This is a genomic window from Pseudomonas fulva (assembly GCF_023517795.1).
GTDB lineage: Bacteria > Pseudomonadota > Gammaproteobacteria > Pseudomonadales > Pseudomonadaceae > Aquipseudomonas > Aquipseudomonas fulva_D.
In genome coordinates, this window is sequence record NZ_CP082928.1 from 5313003 (window position 1) to 5335525 (window position 22523).

The following is a 22523-nucleotide window of genomic DNA, read 5'->3' on the forward strand; positions in this document are numbered from 1 at the left end:
TGCCGGCACAGCTATGCGACAATAGCCGCAATATCAGGCTTGTAACCCCGCCTTTATTGCCTGGCAGCTCGCTCACGCCGAACGAATGCTGCCCTCAACCTCCGCGCAAATGGCCCAACTCGACTCTGCACCGGGGCGAGCTGGCTCAGCTCGAATCGCCGTCGGCCTGGCAAAAGCGCTCATAACTTATTGATAGGTAACACCTTTGATCTCCACCGCTAATATCACCATGCAGTTTGGCGCCAAGCCGTTGTTCGAGAACGTTTCCGTCAAGTTCAACAACGGCAACCGCTACGGCCTGATCGGCGCCAACGGCTGCGGCAAGTCGACCTTCATGAAGATTCTCGGCGGTGATCTGGAGCCGTCGGGCGGCCAGGTGATGCTCGAGCCGAACGTGCGCCTGGGCAAGCTGCGCCAAGATCAGTTCGCCTATGAAGAATTCAACGTGATCGACACGGTGATCATGGGCCATGAGGAGCTGTGGAAGGTCAAGGCCGAGCGCGACCGCATCTACTCGCTGCCGGAAATGAGCGAGGAAGACGGTATGAAGGTCGGCGAGCTCGAAGGCGAGTTCGCCGAAATGGACGGCTACACCGCCGAGTCCCGCGCAGGCGAGCTGCTGCTGGGCCTGGGTATTCCCCTGGAGCAGCACTTCGGCCCGATGAGCGAAGTGGCGCCCGGCTGGAAACTGCGTGTGCTGCTGGCCCAGGCGCTGTTCTCCGATCCGGACGTGCTGCTGCTCGACGAGCCGACCAACCACCTGGACATCAACACCATTCGCTGGCTGGAAACCATCCTCACGGCGCGTAACAGCACCATGATCATCATTTCCCACGACCGTCACTTCCTGAACTCGGTCTGCACCCATATGGCTGACCTGGATTACGGCGAGCTGCGCCTGTTCCCGGGCAACTACGACGAGTACATGACCGCCGCGACCCAGTCGCGCGAGCAACTGCTGGCCGACAACGCCAAGAAGAAGGCGCAGATCTCCGAGCTGCAGAGCTTCGTCAGCCGCTTCTCGGCCAACGCCTCGAAAGCCAAGCAGGCCACCAGCCGCGCCAAGCAGATCGACAAGATCCAGCTGGCCGAGGTCAAGCCGTCGAGCCGCGTGAGCCCGTTCATTCGTTTCGAGCAGACCAAGAAACTGCATCGCCAGGCCGTGACCATCGAGAAGCTCAGCAAGGCGTTCGATGACAAGGTGCTGTTCAAGAACTTCAGCTTCACCGTCGAAGCCGGCGAGCGCGTGGCGATCATCGGCCCCAACGGTATCGGCAAGACCACCCTGCTGCGCACCCTGGTCGGCGAGTTGAAGCCGGATGCCGGCGCAGTGAAATGGACCGAGAGCGCCGAGGTCGGTTACTACGCCCAGGATCACGCCCACGACTTCGAGGACGACGTGACCCTGTTCGACTGGATGGGCCAATGGACCACCGGCGAGCAGGTGATTCGCGGCACCCTGGGCCGCATGCTGTTTTCCAACGACGAGATCCTCAAGTCGGTGAAGGTGATCTCCGGTGGTGAACAGGGGCGCATGCTGTTCGGCAAGCTGATCCTGCAGAAACCCAACGTGCTGGTGATGGACGAACCGACCAACCACCTGGACATGGAATCCATCGAGGCGCTCAACCTGGCGCTGGAGAACTACCCGGGCACGTTGATCTTCGTCAGCCATGACCGCGAGTTCGTCGGCTCCCTGGCCACGCGCATCATCGAGCTGTCGGACAACGGCGTCACCGACTTCAGCGGCACCTACGACGACTACCTGCGCAGCCAGGGCATCATCGTCTGACCGGCTGAGCCGGCATGGCAGCAAGCCCCGTCATTCGCTGGATGACGGGGCTTTTTTGTAAGGGCGGATATTGTTGCAGCCTGCGGATCCGCTAGTGGTAGCCGATATCAGGTGTCCGCCTGCGGGAGCGGGCCATGCGTGCGATTTTTTTCTCGCGCATGGCGCGCTCCCACATTCGCAAGCTCTCATCAACGTTGTAGAGCGTATGCGCGAAGCAGTGCGCCTTTGGCCGGGCGCGGGTTTCGTGGGAGCGGCTTTAGCCGCGATGCTATCGGCGAACGCAAGATTGATCGCGGCTGAAGCCGCTCCCACATTTTTGTATCGCGCCTGACGGCGTAGCCTGGGTTGCGCATCGCGATACCCAGGGATTTCCCAGGCGTCGCTGCGCTCGACCCAGGCTACCGAATCGAAAGAACCAGACTGCGGATACAAAAACGCCGCTCGATCGAGCGGCGTTTTGCGTAGCGGCTAGTGGATCAAGCGGACAGCTCGACCAAGAGCTTGTTCAGGCGCTGAACGTAGGCGGCCGGGTCCTTCAGGCTGTCGCCGGCGGCCAGGGCGGCCTGGTCGAAGAGGATGTGCGACAGGTCGCCAAAGCGATCTTCGTCCGGCTCGGCATCCAGCTTCTCGATCAGCGGGTGGTTCGGGTTGAATTCGAAGATCGGCTTCGAGTCCGGCACCTTCTGCCCGCTGGCTTCGAGGATCTGGCGCATCTGCAAGCCCAGGTCCTGTTCGCCGATGGCCAGGATGGCCGGCGAGTCGGTCAGGCGATGGGAAACGCGAACCTCGGCGACCTGCTCGCCCAGCGCGGTCTTCAGGCGCTCGACCAAACCTTCCTTGCTCTTGGCGACTTCTTCCTGGGCCTTCTTGTCCTCTTCCGAGTCCAGCGAACCGAGATCCAGATCACCACGGGCGACGTCGATGAACGACTTGCCCTCGAACTCGGTGAGGTAGCTCATCAGCCACTCGTCGATGCGGTCGGTGAGCAGCAGCACTTCGATGCCTTTCTTGCGGAAGACTTCCAGGTGCGGGCTGTTCTTGACCTGGGCATAGGATTCGCCGGTGAGGAAGTAGATCTTGTCCTGGCCTTCCTTCAGTCGGCTGACGTAGTCGCCCAGGGACACCACCTGCTCGCCCTCGCCTTCGGCGGTCGAGGCGAAACGCAGCAGGCCAGCGATCTTCTCCTTGTTGGCGAAGTCTTCCGCCGGGCCTTCCTTGAGCACCTGGCCGAAGTTCTTCCAGAAGGTCTTGTACTGCTCGGGTTCGTTCTTCGCCAGCTTCTCCAGCATGTCGAGCACGCGCTTGGTCAGCGCCGACTTCATGGAGTCGATCACCGGATCCTTCTGCAGGATCTCGCGCGAGACGTTCAGCGACAGGTCGTTGGAGTCGACCACACCCTTGATGAAGCGCAGGTACAGCGGCAGGAACTCGTCGGCCTGGTCCATGATGAACACGCGCTGCACGTACAGCTTCAGGCCGCGCGGCGCTTCGCGCTGGTACAGGTCGAACGGCGCACGGCCGGGCACGTACAGCAGCGAGGTGTATTCCAGCTTGCCTTCGACCTTGTTGTGGCTCCAGCTCAGCGGGTTGTCGTAGTCGTGGGAGACGTGCTTGTAGAATTCCTGGTACTGCTCGTCGCTGACCTCGGTGCGCGGGCGCGTCCACAGCGCGCTGGCACGGTTGACCACTTCCCATTCCGGCTCGGCGGGCTTGTCCTTCTCTTCGCCGTGGAATTCCTTCGGCAGTTCGATCGGCAGGCCGATATGGTCGGAGTATTTCTTGATGACGTTGCGCAGGCGCCAGCCATCGGCGAACTCTTCCTCGCCGCTCTTCAGATGCAGGACGATACGGGTACCGCGCTCGGCTTTCTCGACGGTGGCGATCTCGAATTCGCCTTCGCCCTTGGAGGCCCAGTGCACGCCTTCGCCAGCAGCCAGACCGGCGCGACGGGTGAACACCTCCACCTTGTCGGCGACGATGAACGCGGAATAGAAGCCCACGCCGAACTGGCCGATCAGGCTCGAGTCCTTCTTCTGGTCACCGGAGAGGTTCTTCAGGAAGTCGGCCGTGCCGGACTTGGCGATGGTGCCCAGGTGCGCGATGGTCTCTTCGCGGCTCATGCCGATGCCGTTGTCTTCGAGGGTGACGGTCTTGGCGTCCTTGTCGAAGCTCACACGGATTTTCAGGTCGGAGCCGCCTTCGAGCAGCTCGGGCTTGGCCAGCGCCTCGAAACGCAGCTTGTCGACGGCGTCGGAGGCGTTGGAGATCAACTCGCGCAGGAAGATTTCCTTGTTGGAATACAGCGAGTGAATCATGAGGTGCAGCAGTTGCTTCACCTCTGTCTGGAAGCCCAGGGTTTCTTTTTGAGTTTCCACACTCATGGTCATCTAACTCCACATTGATGGCTAAGCCGCGGTACGGCGGATGACCATCAGGTGGGGGCGGCATAGAAAAATTCAAGTCACTCGTCGACGCGCTCCACGTGCACCACGTCCGCCGGTGCCATCGTGAAGCGAGCCTCGCCCGAGCCGTTCAGGCGCTGACGCAGCACCAGTTGCCCCTGCTCGTCGATGCCGGCGAACTGGCCCTGAACCGCGCTGCCCTTCTCGCTGAACAGACGCATGGGCTGGTTGACGTAGCGCTGCGGCTCGGCGAGCAGGCGCACCAGAGTCAGCTCCGCACGGGTGTCGGGCTGCAAGGCTGGCGCGCTCACCACCGGCTTGGGCGCAGTAACGGCCGCAGCGGATCTATCGATTTCAGGCAACGCGGGAAAACGATCATCGTCGACTCGCCAGCCAAGCTGCGGATGCTTGCTCAAACGCACCGGAACGCGCTGTTCCTGGCCGCCCACACGCGCCTGTACGTCGAGCGCCAGGCTGCCGGTGGTCACGTCGTGCAACGGTAGCCGCGCCAGCTGCACGTCACGGGTGGCAAAGCGTCGCTGCAGGTAATCGGTGATCAGGTAGCTCAGGGTATCGGGCGAATCGACCGTGCGATCGACCTTGCCCTGCTGGTAGCGCAAGCCGTTGCGAAACAGCTCGACCTTGCCGGTCAGGGTGGTCTGGAACTGCGCCGGCAACACCAGATGGAATTCGCCCACCAGGCGGTTCGGCGCCTCGGGATGCAGGTCCAGGTGCAGGGTATAGCCACCCTTGAGCTGACGGGCCTCGGGCAGCTCCTGGTCGGGCGACAACCAGCTCAGCTCGACTTCCGGCAATTGCCCCGGATCATCGGGCAGTACATCCAGCCGCAAGCCGTCGGCGCCCACTGGCAGACCGCGAATGCTCAACTCGCGACGCGCGAAGAAATCCTGGCCCTCGCGCAGGCTGAGCACGCCATCGACGAGCTCACCTTCCTGGGGCGCGAAGGGCTCGCCCTTGAGCTGGCCATGCAGCTGAATGTCCAACTCACCCGATGCCGGCTGCTCGGTGTGCAGCCACTGCAGCCCGATGATGGCTTCCAGGCGCTGCGGATCCTGCCCGGCCATCACCGCCAGCCCGACGATCAGGGGAATCATGCCCAGGGCGCAGCAGCCCAGCGGCTGCTTGGCCCGACGCCAGTGGCGCACGATGAACAGCAGCGTCAACGGCGGCAACAGGCATGCCCAGCCCCAGAGCAGGCTGGTGGCGAAGCCACGCATCACCAACAGCACCAGGCCGACGAGGATCAGCAGCAGGCCACCCAGGATCAACAACGCATCCATTCGATTTCCTTAGATCGGTAACTGGCGTCGATCAGCCGCGCAAAAGCGCCACGATAATGCTCGCGTCACCCAGGTTCCACCGACGCGTCGAGCCTTTTCGCTTTTCGTGACGGGCCCTGGATTGGTGCTTTCACGGGATCGAGCGGGACAAAAAAGAGCATTGATGCAAAGTCAGTGAACTTATCCCGCCCTTGGCGCCTCGAAAAACGGTAATGGCATTCACCCTAAGGAGAAACACCACCATGCAAAAATCAGTCGCTTACGCCTTCATGCTGGCTGCCACGCTGGGCCTTGCGGCCTGTGACAAGCCCTCCGAAAACAAAGCTCAAGAAGCTCAGGAATCCCGTACCGAAGCTCAAGAGTCCATGAACGACGCGGCACAAGAGAGCAACGAAGCTGCTCAGAAAGAAGCCGAAGCCGCTCAGGAGCGTGCCAACGAGCAACAGGAAGAGGCGCAAACTCCGCCGACGACTCCTGCACCTGCCGAGCCGGCAGCCCCTGCAGATCCGGCCGCCCCGGCTGCGCCGAATCAGCAACAGCAATAAGCTGACAGTTTCACGTTACCCGCAGCGCGCTGCGGGTAACGCCCTCCTGCCTTCCCCTGCTCCTTCCCTGCCTCAATGCATCGCTGGTGTCAGCATCAGCAGCAGCGTACACACCATCCCCACTGCCCATACCAGGCTGCGCTGCCAGTGCAGATCGGCCCAGTAGAAAATCAGATACAACACCCGCGCGATCACGAAGATCACCGCCAGCCAGTCCACCAGCCAGCCGCTGCTCTGGCTGACGTGGGCCATCAGCACGGCTACCGCAAACAGCGGGAAGGCTTCGAAGCTGTTCTGATGCGCCGCCAATGCCCGCGCGCCGAAACCGGTCAGGCGCGCCTGCTGGGCCCGTGGGTGATGATTGTCGTACGTGCCGCCTTCCTGCTTCATCGCCCTGGCCAACGGCGCCTTGGCGATGAAGATCAGCAGCGCGCTGATGAAGATGCACCAGAATGGAATGCTCACTCGCTTTTCTCCTTGGCCGGCTCGAAGGTCGGCGTTTGTGTGTAAACCATGACTTCGAGAACATCCGAGTGGAACTCGCGGCGGTAGAGCACCACCACGACCCCTGCGCTCACCAGCATGAAGAACCAGGGGTTGATGAACCACGCCAGGGTGGCCATGCCGAAATAATAGGCACGCAGGCCGTAGTTGAACTGGTTGGCCGCCATCGAGATGACTCGGGCGGTGCGCTCGGCGAAGGCCTTGCGCTCCTGCTCGGTCACGTGGCGCTCACCGATCATCGGCGCCGAGCCCACCAGCACGGCGGCGAAGTTGTACTGGCGCATGCACCAGCTGAAGGTGAAGAACGCGTAGACGAACACCACGCCCAGGCACAGCAGCTTGACCTCGGAAATGCCGCGGCTGGCCGACTGCACGAACGGCAGGTCGGCGAGCAGCGACACCGCGCGATCCGAGGCGCCCAGCACGGTAAGAATACCGGCCAGGATGATCAGCGTGCTGGAGGCGAAGAACGAGGCGTTACGTTCGAGATTGCCGATCACGTTGGCGTCGGCGATACGGTTTTCGCGCAGCAGCATGCGGCGCATCCAGTCCTCGCGATACAGGTGCAGCACGCTGGCCAGGCAGGGTGTGGTGCGGCCCTTGGCATGGGCATAACGGGTGTAACCCGCCCAGCACAGGACGAACCAGCAGGCGGCAATCAGGTGGTGGAGGTAGTCTTCGCTGATGGACATGCAAATTCCTTGTAGTGCGGGGGCCTGCCGGTGATCGCGCCCTCCTCTTCAACAAGCTGGAGTCGGCGGCAGACCCGCGGATTATAGCCACGCCAGGCACTAAAAAGCCGCTCCCGGGAGCGGCTTTCGGTTACCCGTCCTGGCTCAGGCCAGCACTTCCTGCGGCTTGCCCCGCAGCCAGTCGTAGCCACTGGCGAGCGCCAGCATCAGCGCCGATGGCAGCAGCCACGCCAGGCCCTGCTCGGCCAGCGGCAGGCTGTTCAGCCAGCCCGGCAGCCAGCCATCCAGGCCCGCCGTTTTCAAGCCATCGACGATGCCGAACAGCGTCGCCACCAGCATCACCGGGCCGACGACGCGGGCCGCCGCATGCCACAGCCCCCAGCAGAAGCTCAGCGCAATCAGCACGATGCACGGCGGATAGATGGCCGTGAGTACCGGCACGGAAATCTGGATCAGCTTGGTCAGGCCCAGGTTCGACACCAGCAGCGAGAATGCCGCCAGGATGATCACCAGGCTGCGGTAGGACAACGGCACCAGGCGGCTGAAGTACTCCGCGCAGGCGCAAGTCAGGCCGACCGCGGTGACCAGGCATGCCAGGGAAATCAGCACCGCCAGAAAGCCGCTGCCCAGGCCGCCGAAGGTGTGCTGCACATAGGCATGCAGCACGGCTGCACCATTGGTGGCACCTTCGGCGATGCTGTGGCTGCCTGCACCGAGGCGGAACAGACTGATGTAAACCAGCGCCAGGCCGACGCCGGCAATCAGCCCGGCGATGATCGCGTAACGGGTGATCAACTGCGGTGAGGTGACACCGCGCGAACGAATGGCGTTGACGATCACGATGCCGAACACAAGCGCACCCAGGGTATCCATGGTCAGGTAGCCATTGATGAAGCCCTGGGAGAATGGCGCAGCCTGGTAGGCCGCGGTCGCGGAACCCACGCCATCGGGCGTCAGCACGAACGCCGTGCCGCCAAGAATCAACAGCGCGAGAATCTTCATCGGCCCGAGCACGCGGCCGACCGTATCGAGCAGCCGACCGGGATAGAGCGACACGCCCAGCACGATGGCGAAGTACACCAGGCTGTAGACGAACAGAGCCAGCGGGCTTTCACCGGTCAGCGGCGCCAGCCCCACTTCGAACGACACCGTGGCGGTGCGCGGCGTGGCGAACAGCGGACCGACTGCCAGGTAGCAGACCACGCCCAGCACCACGCCCGCGGCACGGCCGATGGGCGTGCTGAGGGCGTCCATGGCGCCACCGACCTTGGCCAGGGCGACCAGGGTGATGACCGGCAGGCCGACAGCGGTGATCAGGAAGCCCAATGCAGCCAGCCAGACATGCGGCCCGGCCTGCAGGCCGACGATAGGCGGAAAAATGATGTTGCCGGCCCCAACGAACAGGGCGAACGTCATGAACCCCAGGGCGAGCACGTCCTGGCTTTTCAAGGAAGTCATCTAAGGAAATACCACATCACTAAAACGGAGTTGAGAGAGGGAATCCCGATGGATAGAGGGAAACGTCGTTCGCTCTTGTGGCGCGAACCTTGTTGCGGGCCAGTTTCGGATAGAGACGAAAACCCATTAATTGCAAGGCTAACGATTTTGCCGCAAACGCTCTGTCCGTTCCAGCCCGGCTGACGGCTGGCTGTAATACGCTGTCGCCTGGGCAACATTTCTACCGGCAAAAAAGAAGGCCACCCGAGGGGTGGCCTTCTTTGCAGGTCAGAATGGCTTACGCCTTCTTCACTTCCCAACCGGTCAGCTCGGCCAGGGCCTTGCCGATGTCAGCCAGGGAACGCACGGTCTTCACGCCAGCGTCCTGCAGCGCAGCGAATTTCTCGTCTGCAGTGCCTTTGCCGCCGGAGATGATGGCGCCAGCATGGCCCATGCGCTTGCCGGGAGGAGCGGTAACGCCAGCGATGTAGGAAACTACAGGCTTGGTGACGTTGGCCTTGATGTAGGCAGCCGCTTCTTCTTCAGCCGAACCGCCGATCTCGCCGATCATGACGATCGCTTCGGTCTTCGGATCTTCCTGGAACAGCTTCAGGATGTCGATGAAGTTCGAACCCGGAATCGGGTCGCCACCGATGCCCACGCAGGTGGACTGGCCGAAGCCGGCGTCGGTGGTCTGCTTGACGGCTTCATAGGTCAGGGTGCCGGAACGCGACACGATGCCTACCTTGCCTGGCAGGTGGATGTGACCTGGCATGATGCCGATCTTGCACTCGCCCGGCGTGATGACGCCTGGGCAGTTCGGGCCGATCAGGCGAACGCCCAGCTCGTCACACTTGACCTTGGCGTCGAGCATGTCGAGGGTCGGGATGCCTTCGGTGATGCAGACGATCAGCTTGATGCCGCCGAAAGCCGCTTCCAGGATCGAGTCCTTGCAGAACGGAGCCGGAACGTAGATGACCGAAGCGTCGGCGCCAGTGGCTTCGACGGCTTCTTTCACGGTGTTGAACACCGGCAGGCCCAGGTGAGTGGTGCCGCCCTTGCCCGGGGTCACGCCGCCAACCATCTGGGTGCCGTAGGCGATGGCTTGTTCGGAGTGGAAGGTACCTTGCGAGCCGGTGAAACCCTGGCAGATAACCTTGGTGTCTTTATTGATCAGGACGCTCATTACTTGCCCTCCGCAGCTTTGACGACTTGCTGAGCAGCGTCGGTCAGGCTGGTTGCCGCGATGATGTTCAGGCCGCTGTCGGCCAGTACCTTGGCACCCAGTTCAGCGTTGTTGCCTTCCAGACGGACGACAACCGGAACCTTAACGCCAACTTCTTTCACTGCACCGATGATGCCTTCGGCAATCATGTCGCAACGAACGATACCGCCGAAGATGTTCACCAGAACGGCAGCGACGTTGCTGTCGGACAGGATGATCTTGAAGGCTTCGGTCACGCGCTCCTTGGTTGCGCCGCCACCTACGTCGAGGAAGTTGGCTGGCTTGCCGCCGTGCAGGTTGACGATGTCCATGGTACCCATGGCCAGGCCGGCACCGTTGACCATGCAGCCGATGTTGCCTTCGAGGGCAACGTAGTTCAGTTCGAACTTGGCAGCATGCGCTTCACGGGCGTCGTCTTGCGACGGATCGTGGAAGGTCTTCAGCTTGGGCTGACGGTACATGGCGTTGGCGTCGATGTTGATCTTCGCGTCCAGGCAGTGCAGATCGCCGTCGGCCTTGATGACCAGCGGGTTGACTTCCAGCAGAGCCAGGTCGTGGTCTTTGAACAGCTTGGCCAGACCTACGAAGATCTTGGCGAACTGAGCGACTTGCTTGCCTTCCAGGCCCAGCTGGAAAGCCAGCTCACGGCCCTGGAACGGCTGCGCGCCGACCAGCGGATCGATGGTCGCCTTGAGGATCTTCTCCGGGGTTTCGTGAGCGATCTTCTCGATGTCCACGCCACCTTCGGTGGAAGCCATGAACACGATACGGCGGCTGGAACGGTCAACGACCGCGCCCAGGTACAGTTCCTTGGCGATGTCGGTGCAGGACTCGACCAGAATCTTGGTGACAGGCTGGCCATTGGCGTCAGTCTGATAGGTCACCAGGCGCTTGCCCAGCCAGTTGGCAGCAAAAGCCTTGGCGTCTTCCTTGCTCTTGACCAGTTTCACACCGCCCGCTTTACCGCGGCCACCAGCGTGTACCTGAGCCTTGACGACCCACTCGGTCCCGCCGATTTTTTCGCAGGCCTCAGCGGCCTCTTCCGGGGTGTCTACGGCGAAGCCCTTGGATACGGGCAGGCCGTACTCAGCGAACAGCTGCTTACCCTGATACTCGTGAAGATTCATGCTTGTCTACCGTCTTCGTTTAGGTATTGCGCATCGGTGCTGCACTCGCGTGCCGCACCACCTGTGGCTGCCTCAAGGCAGCCCGGCGCACATTCCGCGATAGGCCTGGGCCTCGCACGGGCCATGCACCGTGGTTCTGCTTCGCGAAAAACCGTCCGCACGGTGCCGGCTCGGGAGCCAGCGCCGCACTGACGACTTCTTAGCGTTTCTTGCGGTTGGCGATGTGAATCGCGCCACCGTTGACTGCCAGCGCGGCCTCGTGCAGCGCCTCGGACAGGGTCGGGTGCGAGAAGACCATCATGCCCAGGTCTTCGGCACTGGTGCCGAATTCCATGCCGATGGCGCCCTGCTGTACCAGCTCGGCCGCGCTTGGGCCGATGACGTGAACGCCCAGCACGCGGTCGGTGTTGGCGTCGGCGATGACCTTGACGAAACCGCCGGTGTCGTTGGCTGCCATGGCACGGCCACTGGCGGCGAACGGGAAGGTGCCGACGTTGACGGCAACGCCTTCGCTCTTGAGCTGCTGCTCGGTTTTACCGACCCACGCGATTTCCGGGTGGGTATAGATGACCGATGGGATCAGGTCATAGTTCATCTGCGCCTTGTGACCGGCGATCCGCTCGGCGACCATCACGCCCTCTTCCGAGGCCTTGTGGGCGAGCATCATGCCGCGCACCACGTCACCGATGGCGTAAACGCCGGGAACGCTGGTGGCGCAGTGGTCGTCGACGAAGATGTAGCCACGCTCGTCCAGGTCCACGCCACTGTCCGAAGCCAGCAGGTCGGTGGTCACCGGGCGACGGCCAACGGCAACGATCAGCTTGTCGAAGACGATCTTCTGTTCGCCAGCCGAGTCGGTGTAGTTGACGGTAACCTGCTTCTTCTTGACTTCGGAGCCGGTCACGCGAGCGCCCAGCTTGATGTCCAGGCCCTGCTTGGTGAGGGTCTTGAAGGCTTCCTTGGCAACGGCTTCGTCAGCCGCTGGCAGGAACTTGTCCAGCGCTTCCAGCACGGTCACTTCAGCGCCCAGACGCGCCCAGACCGAACCCAGTTCCAGACCGATGACGCCAGCGCCGATGACGCCCAGCTTCTTCGGTACCGATTGGAATTCCAGGGCACCGGTGGAGTCGACGATGACGTCCTGGTCGACCGGAGCCGGCGGGATGTCGATCGGGCGCGAGCCGGAAGCCAGGATCACGTTGTCGGCTTCGACGACGGAGGTCTTGCCGTCCTTGTCTGTGACTTCGACCTTCTTGCCAGCCAGCAGCTTGCCGTGGCCTTCGAGCAGGGTCACGCCGTTGGCCTTGAACAGGCCGGCAACGCCGCCGGTCAGGTTCTTGATGATGGTGTTCTTGCGACCGACCATGGCCGGCACGTCAATGCTCACGCCCTTGGCGCTGATGCCGTGAACGGCGAAACCGTCCTGGGCCTCGTGGAACTTCCAGGAGCTGTCCAGCAGCGCCTTGGAAGGGATGCAACCGACGTTCAGGCAGGTGCCGCCCAGGGCGATCTTGCCGTCCTTGTCCTGGTACTTCTCGATGCACGCGGTCTTGAGACCGAGTTGAGCGGCCTTGATGGCGGCCACGTAGCCGCCAGGGCCGGCACCGATGACTACCACGTCGAATTTCTGGCTCATAAAAGATTCCTTTTCAGCTTCAAGCTTCGAGCTTCGAGCTGCAAGACGGAACGCTTCTCTTGAAGCGTGGCGCTTGCAGCTTGAGGCTGGTGTATTAGATGTCCAGCAGCAGACGCGCTGGGTCTTCCAGCAGGTTCTTGATGGTCACCAGGAAGGTCACGGCTTCTTTACCATCGATCAGGCGGTGATCGTAGGACAGCGCCAGGTACATCATCGGGCGAATCACTACCTGGCCGTTCACGGCAACCGGGCGCTGGATGATGTTGTGCATGCCCAGGATCGCAGCCTGCGGCGGGTTGACGATCGGCGTCGACATCATCGAACCGAAGGTACCACCGTTGGTGATGGTGAAGGTGCCGCCAGTCATCTCCTCGATCGACAGCTTGCCGTCACGGGCTTTCTTGCCGTAGGCAGCGATGCCGGCTTCGATGTCGGCCAGGCCCATGAGTTCGGCGTTACGCAGAACCGGAACCACCAGACCACGGTCGCTGGAAACGGCTACGCCGATGTCCTGGTAGCCATGGTAGACGATGTCGTTGCCATCGATCGAGGCGTTGACCGCCGGCAGACGCTTCAGCGCCTCGGTAGCCGCCTTGACGAAGAACGACATGAAGCCCAGGCGGGTGCCGTTGTGGGCTTTCTCGAACTGGTCCTTGTACTTCGAACGCAGCGCCATGATCTCGGACATGTCGACTTCGTTGAAGGTGGTCAGCATCGCCATGTTCGATTGGGCTTCGACCAGACGACGGGCAACGGTGGCGCGCACGCGGGTCATCGGCACGCGCTTCTCGGTGCGGTCGCCAGCACCACTGACCACCGGCGCTGCAGTGGCGGCGGCAGCCGGCTTGGCGGCCGGCGCGTTCTTCTTGGCCTCGACGGCGGCGACCACGTCTTCCTTGGTCACCCGGCCGCCCTTGCCCGAACCGCTGAGGCTGTTCGGGTCGATACCGTTCTCTTCGGCCAGCTTGCGAGCGGCCGGCGAGAGGATCTGGTCGTCGCCAGCGGCAGGTGCAGCGGCGGCCTGAGCCGGCGCGGCAGCGGCTTGCGCAGGCGCAGCAGCCGGTGCGGCGGCGGCAGCGCCACCCTCGGTCAGCTTGCCCAGTACTTCGTTGGAGAGGACGGTATCGCCTTCGTTCTTGATGATTTCGGCGACTACACCGTCGGCCTCGGCCAGTACTTCGATCACCACCTTGTCGGTTTCGATGTCGACGATCAGCTCATCGCGCTTGACCGCTTCGCCCGGCTTCTTGTGCCAGGTGGCCACGGTGCCGTCGGCGACCGATTCCGGGAATGTAGGGGCTTTGATCTCGATAGCCATTGTGTTCTTTTCCTTAAATTCGGTGATTTCGAGGAAGCGGCCTCAGCGGGCCGCCTCCTTCGCGATGGCGTTAAACGGTGAAGGCATCCTGCAGCAGTTTTTCCTGCTGCTCGGCGTGCATGGACGCGTAACCGCAGGCCGGGGCGGCCGACGCATCACGCCCGGCATACTCGAGCACCAGCGACTTCTTGTGCGCCGCAGCGGCACGACGCATGTGGTGCTGGCTGCAATACCAGGCGCCCTGGTTCATCGGCTCTTCCTGACACCAGACGATGTGCTTGAGGTTCTTGTACGGCGCAAGAATCTCGGCCAGGTCGTCTTCAGGGAACGGATACAGCTGCTCGATCCGCACGATGGCGATGTCTTCGCGGCCTTCGGCACGGCGTTTTTCCAGCAGGTCGTAATAGACCTTGCCGCTGCACAGCACCAGGCGCTCGACCTTCTTCGGATCGATCGCGTCGATTTCCGGAATAACGGTCTGGAACGAGCCTTCGGCGAGATCTTCCAGGGTCGACACGGCCAGCTTGTGGCGCAGCAGCGACTTCGGTGTCAGCACGACCAGCGGCTTGCGCAGCGGGCGAATGACCTGGCGACGCAGCAGGTGGTAGATCTGCGCCGGCGTGGTCGGTACCGCCACCTGGATGTTGTGCTCTGCGCACAGCTGCAGGTAACGCTCCAGACGCGCCGAGGAGTGCTCCGGGCCCTGCCCTTCATAACCGTGCGGCAACAGCATGGTCAGGCCGCACAGACGGCCCCACTTGGTTTCGCCACTGGAAATGAACTGGTCGAACACCACCTGGGCACCGTTGGCGAAGTCGCCGAACTGGGCTTCCCAGATCACCAGCGCGTTCGGCGTGGTGGTGGCGTAACCGTATTCGAAGGCCAACACGGCTTCTTCCGAGAGGAAGGAGTCGTACAGGTCGAAGCGCGGCTGACCTTCGTACAGGTGTTGCAGCGGCAGGTAGGAAGTGCCGTCCTTCTGGTTGTGCAACTGCGCATGGCGGTGCGAGAAGGTGCCGCGACCAACGTCCTGACCGGTGATACGGATCGGGTGACCTTCGACCAGCAGGGTCGCGTAGGCCATGGTTTCGGCGTAGCCCCAGTTCAGCGGCAGGCCGCCGGCGCCCATCTTGGCGCGGTCTTCGTAGATCTTGGTGACCTGACGCTGAACCACGAAACCGTCCGGCGTCTCCAGCAGCTTGTTGGACAGCTCCTGCAGGGTCTTGAGATCGAAACGCGTGTCATGACGCGCGGTCCAGGCATGGCCCAGGTACGGACGCCAATCGACGAACAGCTCCTTGTTCGGCTCCTTGACCAGGCTCTTGACCACGTGCTGACCGTTGTCCAGGGCGGTACGGTAATCGTCCACCTTGGCCTGGATGGCATCGACATCGAGGCTGCCGGACTGGCTCAGCGCATCGGCATACAGCTCACGGGTGGTGCGCTGCTTGGCGATCTGCTGGTACATCAGCGGCTGGGTGCCGCTCGGCTCGTCGGCCTCGTTGTGGCCACGGCGACGGTAGCAGACCAGGTCGATGACCACGTCACGTTTGTACTGCATGCGGTAATCGACGGCCAATTGGGTGACGAACAGCACGGCTTCCGGATCATCGCCATTCACGTGGAAGATCGGCGCCTGGATCATCTTGGCAACGTCGGTGGCGTACTCGGTGGAGCGCGCGTCGTCGGCCCGGTTGGTGGTGAAGCCGACCTGGTTGTTGATCACGATGTGGATGGTGCCACCCGTCTTGTAGGCACGGGTCTGCGACATCTGGAAGGTTTCCATGACCACGCCCTGACCGGCGAACGCCGCGTCACCGTGGATGGAGATCGGCAGTACCTTGTCGCCCACGGCGTCGTTACGACGATCCTGACGCGCCCGTACCGAGCCCTCGACCACCGGAGAGACGATTTCCAGGTGAGACGGGTTGAACGCCAGCGCCAGGTGAACCTCACCGCCCTGGGTCATCACGTTGGACGAGAAACCCTGGTGGTATTTCACGTCACCGGAGCTCAGGCCCTCGACCTTCTTGCCCTCGAACTCGTCGAACAGGTCGCGCGGGTTCTTGCCGAAGGTGTTGACCAGCACGTTCAGACGGCCACGGTGGGCCATGCCGATGACGATTTCCTTGGTGCCGTAGGAACCGCTGCGCTGGATGATTTCATCGAGCAGCGGAATCAGGCTCTCGCCACCTTCCAGACCAAAGCGCTTGGTGCCCGGGTACTTGGTGCCCAGGTACTTTTCCAGGCCTTCGGCGGCGGTCAGACGCTCGAGCAGATGGCTCTGCACCTCGGCGGAAACCTGCGGGCGGCCGCGTACGCTTTCCAGGCGCTGCTGGAACCAGCTGCGCTGATCGGAATCGACGATGTGGGTGAACTCGGAGCCGATGGTGCGACAATATGTCTGATGCAAAGCGTCGCGGATTTCCCGCAAAGTGGCTTCTTCTTTGCCGATTGCCAGACCACCCGTGCGGAAGGTGGTATCCAGATCCGCGTCGGTAAGGCTGTAATGGCTGATCGACAGATCAGCAGGAACAGGGCGCTGCCACAGCCCAAGCGGATCGAGCTGAGCCGCCTGGTGGCCACGCATGCGGAATGCCTGAATCAACCGCAACACTTCGACCTGCTTCTTCTCGTGTTCGCTGCTCACGGTCCCGGCAGAAGCCGGCTGCGCGCGACGCTGGTTCTTGGCCAGCAACACGAAATGATCACGAATCGTCGAGTGCGATACGTCATTGGCGGTGCTGCCTTCGGACGGCAACTTATCGAAATAAGTGCGCCACTCTTCCGGCACGGCGTTGGGATCGTGCAGGTAGAGCTCATAGAGCTCCTCCACGTAGGCAGCGTTACCACCGGATAGGTGGGCACTGTCCCACATGCGCTGCATCACGCTTTCTTGCATGCTTGGTCACCCTCGGTAAGGGGACACCACCGGCGAGGACACCGACTGGCTTTCGAAGTCATGTTGCAGCGACTTCAGCAAGCCACCAAGAATCCCGCAGATAGTCCGGGCACCAGCCCGAATGCCCCTGCTGGTCGTCATATTTTTCGTATAAGGGCGTCGGCGGCTAGGCCAACGCCCTGGCGATACTGCAACACCGACATTACGTCGGTGCGGCAGGCGTTACGGGTACAGCTAAAGAACGGTGAATCAGGTACCGCTTTGCAGCAACATGTTGCGTACGTGACCGATGGCCTTGGTGGGGTTCAGACCCTTGGGGCACACGTTCACGCAGTTCATGATCCCGCGGCAGCGGAACACACTGAATGGATCATCGAGCGATGCCAATCGTTCCGCGGTCTTGGTATCACGGCTGTCGGCCAGGAACCGGTAGGCCTGCAGCAGAGCAGCCGGGCCCAGGAACTTGTCGGGGTTCCACCAGAACGACGGGCAGCTGGTCGAGCAGCAGGCGCACAGGATGCACTCGTACAGGCCGTCGAGCTTCTCGCGCTCTTCCGGCGACTGCAGGCGCTCGATGGCCGGCGCCGGGGTGTCGTTCTGCAGGAACGGCTGCACCTTCTCGTACTGCTTGTAGAAGATGCTCATGTCGACCACCAGGTCACGAATGACCGGCAGGCCGGGCAGCGGACGGATCACCAGCTTGTTGCCCTTGACCACGCTGGAGATCGGCGTGATGCAGGCCAGGCCGTTCTTGCCGCTGATGTTCATGCCGTCGGAACCGCATACGCCTTCACGGCAGGAGCGACGATAGGAGAAACCTTCGTCCTGCTCCTTGATCAGGGCCAGGATGTCCAGCACCATCAGGTCCTTGCCATCGATGGTGATGTCGAAGTCCTGCATGAACGGCGCTTTGTCCGCTTCCGGGTTGTAGCGATAAACGCTGACTTTCAAGCTTTTGCCAAGAGACATGGTAGCCACCCTTAATAAGTACGAACTTTGGGTTCAAACGCCGGTACGGTCTTCGGCGAGAAGTTGACATCGCGCTTGGCGACACGTTTCTCACCTGGGAAGTACAGGCTGTGGCACAACCAGTTGGTGTCGTCACGGTCCTCGAAGTCTTCACGGGCGTGGGCGCCGCGGGACTCGGTACGGGTGTCGGCTGCGATGGCAGTGGCTTCGGCGACTTCCAGCAGGTTCTGCAGCTCCAGCGCTTCGATACGCGCGGTGTTGAAGGCCTGGCTCTTGTCGTTGATCTTGACCTTGGCGATGCGCTCGCGCAGGTCGGACAGCTGAGCGATGCCCTTCTTCATGTATTCGCCGGTACGGAATACGCCGAAGTAGTTCTGCATGCACGACTGCAGCTCGCGCTTGAGGGTGGCGACGTCTTCACCGCTGCTGCGCTCGTTGACGCCAGCCAGACGGCCCAGCGACAGCTCGATGTCGGTTTCGCTGGCACCGCGGACTTCCACGCCTTCTTTCAGCGCTTTTTCCAGGTGCAGGCCGGCGGCGCGGCCGAATACCACCAGGTCGAGCAGCGAGTTGCCGCCCAGACGGTTGGCACCGTGCACCGACACGCACGCCACTTCGCCCACCGCGAACAGACCTTCGATGATCCTGTCGTTGCCGTTGGCGTCCTGGGTGATGGCCTGACCATGGATGTTGGTGGCAACGCCGCCCATCATGTAGTGGCAGGTCGGGATGACCGGAACGGGTGCAACCACCGGGTCGACGTGTGCGAAGGTCTTGGACAGTTCGCAGATGCCTGGCAGGCGGCTGTGCAGCACTTCCTCACCGAGGTGATCGAGCTTGAGCAGTACGTGGTCCTTGTTCGGGCCACAGCCGTTGCCGGCGATCACTTCCTTGACCATGGAACGGGCCACCACGTCACGGCCGGCGAGGTCCTTGGCGTTGGGCGCATAACGTTCCATGAAGCGCTCGCCATGGGCGTTGATCAGGTAACCACCCTCACCACGGCAGCCTTCGGTAACCAGTACACCGGCGCCGGCGATACCGGTCGGGTGGAACTGCCACATCTCGATGTCCTGCACCGGCACGCCGGCACGCAGGGCCATGCCCACGCCGTCACCGGTGTTGATCAGGGCGTTGGTGGTGGAGGCGTAGATACGGCCGGCACCGCCAGTGGCCAGCACCACGGCCTTGGAACGGATGTAGACGGTTTCGCCGGTTTCGATGCAGATGGCGATGACGCCGACGATGGCGCCGTCCTGGTTCTTGACCAGATCGACTGCATACCACTCGTTGAGGAACGAGGTACCGGCCTTCAGGTTGGCCTGGTACAGGGTGTGCAGCAGGGCGTGACCGGTACGGTCGGCAGCAGCGCAGGTACGGGCAGCCTGGGTCGGGTTGTCCGGCCCCTTGGACTGGCCACCGAACGGACGCTGGTAGATGCGGCCCTGCTCGGTACGGGAGAACGGCAGCCCCATGTGCTCGAGTTCGAACACCGCTTCCGGGCCGACGGAACACATGTATTCGATCGCGTCCTGGTCACCGATGTAGTCGGAACCCTTGACGGTGTCGTACATGTGCCAGCGCCAGTCATCGTTCGGGTCGTTCGAGGCGATGGCACAGGTGATACCGCCCTGGGCGGAAACGGTGTGAGAACGGGTCGGGAAGACCTTGGTGACCACTGCTGTCTTGTGACCGCCTTGCGCCAGCTGCAACGCAGCGCGCATACCGGCACCGCCACCACCGACGATGATGGCGTCATAGGAAAGAGTACGAATGCTAGTCATGAATCAGAAACCCCAAAGAATCTGCACGCCCCAGACGAAGAACACGAACATGGCGATGCCACACGTGGCCTGGAACAGAAAACGCACAACGGTTGCCCACTTGCCCAGCGCGGTCGGCGTCAGGTAGTCGGTGGAGATGGTCCACATGCCGACCCAGGCGTGAACGCCGAGTGCAACGAGGGTCAACAGGCTGAAGATGCGCATTGCATTATTGGAGAACAGACCATGCCATTCGGCGTAGCCCATGCCTGGATTCAGGACGATGTAGCCCAGCAGAAACAGGACATAAGCCGCGAGCACGACCGCAGAAACGCGCTGAGCCATCCAGTCGTAGAGACCCGAACGCGAAAAATTCGTGACGTTAGTTACCATATCCATACCCCCAGCAGCACGATCAGGATCGCCGATACGACGAGAACGATTTTGGAACCCAGCTTGCCGCCTTCCAGCGTCTCACCGACTCCAGCATCCATGATCAGGTGGCGCACACCGGCCACCAGGTGGTACAGCAGAGCGGACAACAGTCCCCAGATCACGAACTTGGCCAGCGGGCTGGTCAAGCATTCTTTCACCTGCGCGAAGCCCTCTTCCGAAGACAGCGACTTGTCGAGCCCGAACAGCAGCACGGCAATGCCGAGGAAAAGGATCACGCCAGATATACGGTGAAGAATGGACGTGTAAGCAGTGACTGGGAGTTTTATCGTCCGAAGGTCTAAGTTTACAGGTCGTTGGCTATTCACGGCTTTATTATCACACTGAGAGCCCCAGCTATCAGGGCTGAGTTGTCGGGAAGCGCACTGGTCAGGTACCCATCACCCAAGAAGTGACAACCACCAGAAACCGGGCTCAAGGCCCTTGGTAGTCGGGCGCAGAGTATAGACAGTTAGGTCGCTAATGACAACGCGGTTACCTCGACCTAATAGCGATTGCGTCAAGCCTGGAAATGGCGTAATAGGGCGCGCCCTTTTGTCGCAGGCAGGGCACTCAAACCCTTCTATTGCCTGGGTTTTCGCAAATTGACTTTCAGATTCATAACACTATAGTGATGCGGGCCCTGCGTGGGGGGCCGACTGATGATTCCAAGCATAACTAGGAGGCCACACATGGCTGACAAAAAAGCGCAGTTGATCATCGAGGGCGCAGCCCCCGTAGAGCTGCCCGTTTTATCCGGCACCGTTGGCCCAGATGTCATCGACGTGCGGAGCCTGACTGCCACGGGCAACTTCACCTTCGACCCCGGTTTCATGTCGACCGCCTCATGCGAGTCGAAGATCACCTACATTGATGGTGACAAGGGCGTACTGCTGCACCGCGGCTACCCCATCGAGCAACTGGCCGAGAAAGCCGACTACCTGGAGACCTGCTACCTGCTGCTCAACGGCGAACTGCCGAACGAAGAGCAGAAGGCCCAGTTCGTCAGCACCATCAAGAACCACACCATGGTTCACGAACAGCTGAAGACCTTCTTCAACGGCTTCCGTCGTGACGCCCACCCGATGGCCATCATGTGTGGCGTGGTCGGCGCCCTCTCCGCCTTCTACCACGACTCCCTGGACATCAAGAACCCGCAGCACCGCGACATTTCCGCGATGCGCCTGGTCGCCAAGATGCCGACCATCGCCGCCATGGTGTACAAGTACTCCAAGGGCGAGCCGATGATGTACCCGCGTAACGACCTGAACTACGCGGAAAACTTCCTGCACATGATGTTCAACACCCCGTGCGAGACCAAGCCGATCAGCCCCGTGCTGGCCAAGGCCATGGACCGCATCTTCATCCTGCACGCCGACCACGAGCAGAACGCTTCGACCTCCACCGTGCGCCTGGCCGGCTCTTCGGGTGCCAACCCGTTCGCCTGTATCGCTGCCGGTATCGCCGCGCTCTGGGGCCCGGCCCACGGCGGTGCCAACGAAGCCGTACTGGCCATGCTGGACGAAATCGGTGACGTGTCGAACATCGACAAGTTCATCGCCAAGGCCAAGGACAAGGACGACCCGTTCAAGCTCATGGGCTTCGGTCACCGCGTCTACAAGAACTTCGACCCCCGCGCCCAGGTCATGAAGCAGACCTGCGACGAAGTATTGGCCGAGCTGGGCATCAACGACCCGCAGCTGGAACTGGCGATGAAGCTCGACGAGATCGCCCGTAACGATCCGTACTTCAAGGAGCGCAACCTGTACCCGAACGTCGACTTCTACTCGGGGATCATCCTCAAGGCGATCGGCATTCCGACCAGCATGTTCACCGTGATCTTCGCCCTGGCGCGCACCGTCGGCTGGATCTCGCACTGGAAAGAAATGCTCTCCGGCCCGTACAAGATCGGCCGTCCGCGCCAGCTGTACACCGGCCCGACGCAGCGCGACATCAAGAAGTAAGCCGCTTGCGCTGAGCTGGCTGTGACAAGAAAGCCCATATCCACGGATATGGGCTTTTTCATTTCTGTCGCCCCCGCTCAGGCTTTATCATGGCGCCCTGTTTCCAGCACCGGGCCGTTCATGAAATTCGCCATCGCCCTGTTTTCGCCGCCGTCTGCGCCCTCCTCCCGCCGCGCCCTGCGCTTCGCCGAAGCGGCGCTGCAAGGCGGCCACCAGATCGTGCGCCTGTTCTTCTACGCCGATGGCGTGCACAGCGCCTCGGGCACCATCGTCAGCCCCCAGGATGAAACCGACGTGGCGCGCCAGTGGCGCGAATTCGTCGCCGGCCACGGGCTCGATGCTGTGGTGTGCATTGCCGCCGCCCTGCGCCGCGGCGTGCTCGACGAGCAGGAAGCACGTCGCTACGAGCGCGAGGCGGCCAACCTGCCCGCGCCCTGGGTGCTGTCCGGCCTTGGCCAGTTGCACGAAGCGGCGCAAGAGGCCGACCGGCTGATCTGCTTTGGAGGCGACTGAA

General features: G+C 62.0%; 18 protein-coding genes. 4 read left to right on the forward strand and 14 right to left on the reverse strand.

What is annotated here, in order from left to right:
- Positions 1-205: 205 nt before the first annotated feature.
- Positions 206-1792 (forward strand): ABC-F family ATPase, encoded by a 1587-nt coding sequence (locus K8U54_RS24595; RefSeq protein WP_249908239.1) that lies wholly within the window; start codon positions 206-208, stop codon positions 1790-1792.
- A 476-nt stretch (positions 1793-2268) separates the two neighbouring features.
- On the opposite strand, the gene htpG is transcribed toward K8U54_RS24595, so the two are convergent.
- Together htpG and K8U54_RS24605 are read right to left on the reverse strand one after the other, a co-directional pair.
- Complete coding sequence (gene htpG / locus K8U54_RS24600; protein WP_249908240.1) at positions 2269-4173, reverse strand: molecular chaperone HtpG; 1905 nt, start codon at positions 4171-4173, stop codon at positions 2269-2271.
- A gap of 80 nt (positions 4174-4253) precedes the next feature.
- Entirely contained in the window at positions 4254-5495 is a 1242-nt protein-coding gene (locus K8U54_RS24605) for an MFS transporter (RefSeq protein WP_249908241.1), read from the reverse strand.
- A gap of 242 nt (positions 5496-5737) precedes the next feature.
- On the opposite strand from K8U54_RS24605, the gene K8U54_RS24610 reads away from it, so the two are divergent.
- The gene (locus K8U54_RS24610) at positions 5738-6040 is read left to right on the forward strand and encodes a hypothetical protein (RefSeq protein ID WP_249908242.1); all 303 of its coding nucleotides are present in this window, start codon (positions 5738-5740) and stop codon (positions 6038-6040) included.
- 72 nt (positions 6041-6112) lie between these two features.
- Here K8U54_RS24610 and K8U54_RS24615 read toward each other — a convergent pair whose 3' ends face one another.
- The 12 genes from K8U54_RS24615 to sdhC all read right to left on the reverse strand — a co-directional run bounded on the left by K8U54_RS24615 (position 6113) and on the right by sdhC (position 20374).
- The gene (locus tag K8U54_RS24615) at positions 6113-6505 is read right to left on the reverse strand and encodes an MAPEG family protein (RefSeq protein WP_249908243.1); all 393 of its coding nucleotides are present in this window, start codon (positions 6503-6505) and stop codon (positions 6113-6115) included.
- On the reverse strand, positions 6502-7236 hold the full coding sequence (locus K8U54_RS24620) for a DUF599 domain-containing protein (RefSeq protein WP_074888352.1): 735 nt from the start codon (positions 7234-7236) through the stop codon (positions 6502-6504). The genes K8U54_RS24615 and K8U54_RS24620 overlap by 4 nt, the downstream gene beginning before the upstream one ends.
- A gap of 144 nt (positions 7237-7380) precedes the next feature.
- Positions 7381-8694, reverse strand: a complete 1314-nt coding sequence (gene brnQ / locus K8U54_RS24625; RefSeq protein ID WP_249908244.1) for a branched-chain amino acid transport system II carrier protein — start codon at positions 8692-8694, stop codon at positions 7381-7383.
- 277 nt (positions 8695-8971) lie between these two features.
- Positions 8972-9859 carry a succinate--CoA ligase subunit alpha gene (sucD, locus tag K8U54_RS24630; RefSeq protein ID WP_070887729.1) on the reverse strand — a complete coding sequence of 296 codons (888 nt, stop codon included), beginning with the start codon at positions 9857-9859 and terminating at the stop codon, positions 8972-8974.
- Positions 9859-11025 carry an ADP-forming succinate--CoA ligase subunit beta gene (gene sucC / locus K8U54_RS24635; protein WP_070887730.1) on the reverse strand — a complete coding sequence of 389 codons (1167 nt, stop codon included), beginning with the start codon at positions 11023-11025 and terminating at the stop codon, positions 9859-9861. Before sucC ends, sucD begins: the two co-directional genes overlap by 1 nt.
- A 199-nt stretch (positions 11026-11224) precedes the next feature.
- Positions 11225-12661: a dihydrolipoyl dehydrogenase gene (gene lpdA, locus K8U54_RS24640; protein ID WP_249908245.1), complete on the reverse strand. Its 1437-nt coding sequence runs from the start codon at positions 12659-12661 to the stop codon at positions 11225-11227.
- A 94-nt stretch (positions 12662-12755) separates the two neighbouring features.
- Positions 12756-13979 (reverse strand): 2-oxoglutarate dehydrogenase complex dihydrolipoyllysine-residue succinyltransferase, encoded by a 1224-nt coding sequence (gene odhB, locus K8U54_RS24645; protein WP_249908246.1) that lies wholly within the window; start codon positions 13977-13979, stop codon positions 12756-12758.
- Between the two features lie 70 nt (positions 13980-14049).
- Positions 14050-16881, reverse strand: a complete 2832-nt coding sequence (locus K8U54_RS24650; protein WP_249908247.1) for a 2-oxoglutarate dehydrogenase E1 component — start codon at positions 16879-16881, stop codon at positions 14050-14052.
- A 249-nt stretch (positions 16882-17130) separates the two neighbouring features.
- A complete protein-coding gene (locus K8U54_RS24655; protein ID WP_013791587.1) occupies positions 17131-17850 on the reverse strand; it encodes a succinate dehydrogenase iron-sulfur subunit in 720 nt (239 codons plus the stop codon).
- 11 nt (positions 17851-17861) lie between these two features.
- Complete coding sequence (gene sdhA / locus K8U54_RS24660) at positions 17862-19634, reverse strand: succinate dehydrogenase flavoprotein subunit (RefSeq protein WP_070887734.1); 1773 nt, start codon at positions 19632-19634, stop codon at positions 17862-17864.
- A gap of 3 nt (positions 19635-19637) precedes the next feature.
- On the reverse strand, positions 19638-20006 hold the full coding sequence (gene sdhD / locus K8U54_RS24665) for a succinate dehydrogenase, hydrophobic membrane anchor protein (protein WP_073267515.1): 369 nt from the start codon (positions 20004-20006) through the stop codon (positions 19638-19640).
- On the reverse strand, positions 20000-20374 hold the full coding sequence (gene sdhC / locus K8U54_RS24670) for a succinate dehydrogenase, cytochrome b556 subunit (protein ID WP_042553720.1): 375 nt from the start codon (positions 20372-20374) through the stop codon (positions 20000-20002). The genes sdhD and sdhC overlap by 7 nt, the downstream gene beginning before the upstream one ends.
- A 363-nt stretch (positions 20375-20737) precedes the next feature.
- On the opposite strand from sdhC, the gene gltA reads away from it, so the two are divergent.
- Positions 20738-22009 (forward strand): citrate synthase, encoded by a 1272-nt coding sequence (gene gltA, locus K8U54_RS24675; RefSeq protein WP_249908248.1) that lies wholly within the window; start codon positions 20738-20740, stop codon positions 22007-22009.
- Between the two features lie 120 nt (positions 22010-22129).
- On the forward strand, positions 22130-22522 hold the full coding sequence (gene tusD / locus K8U54_RS24680) for a sulfurtransferase complex subunit TusD (protein WP_249908249.1): 393 nt from the start codon (positions 22130-22132) through the stop codon (positions 22520-22522).
- The last annotated feature ends 1 nt before the right edge of the window (position 22523 follow it).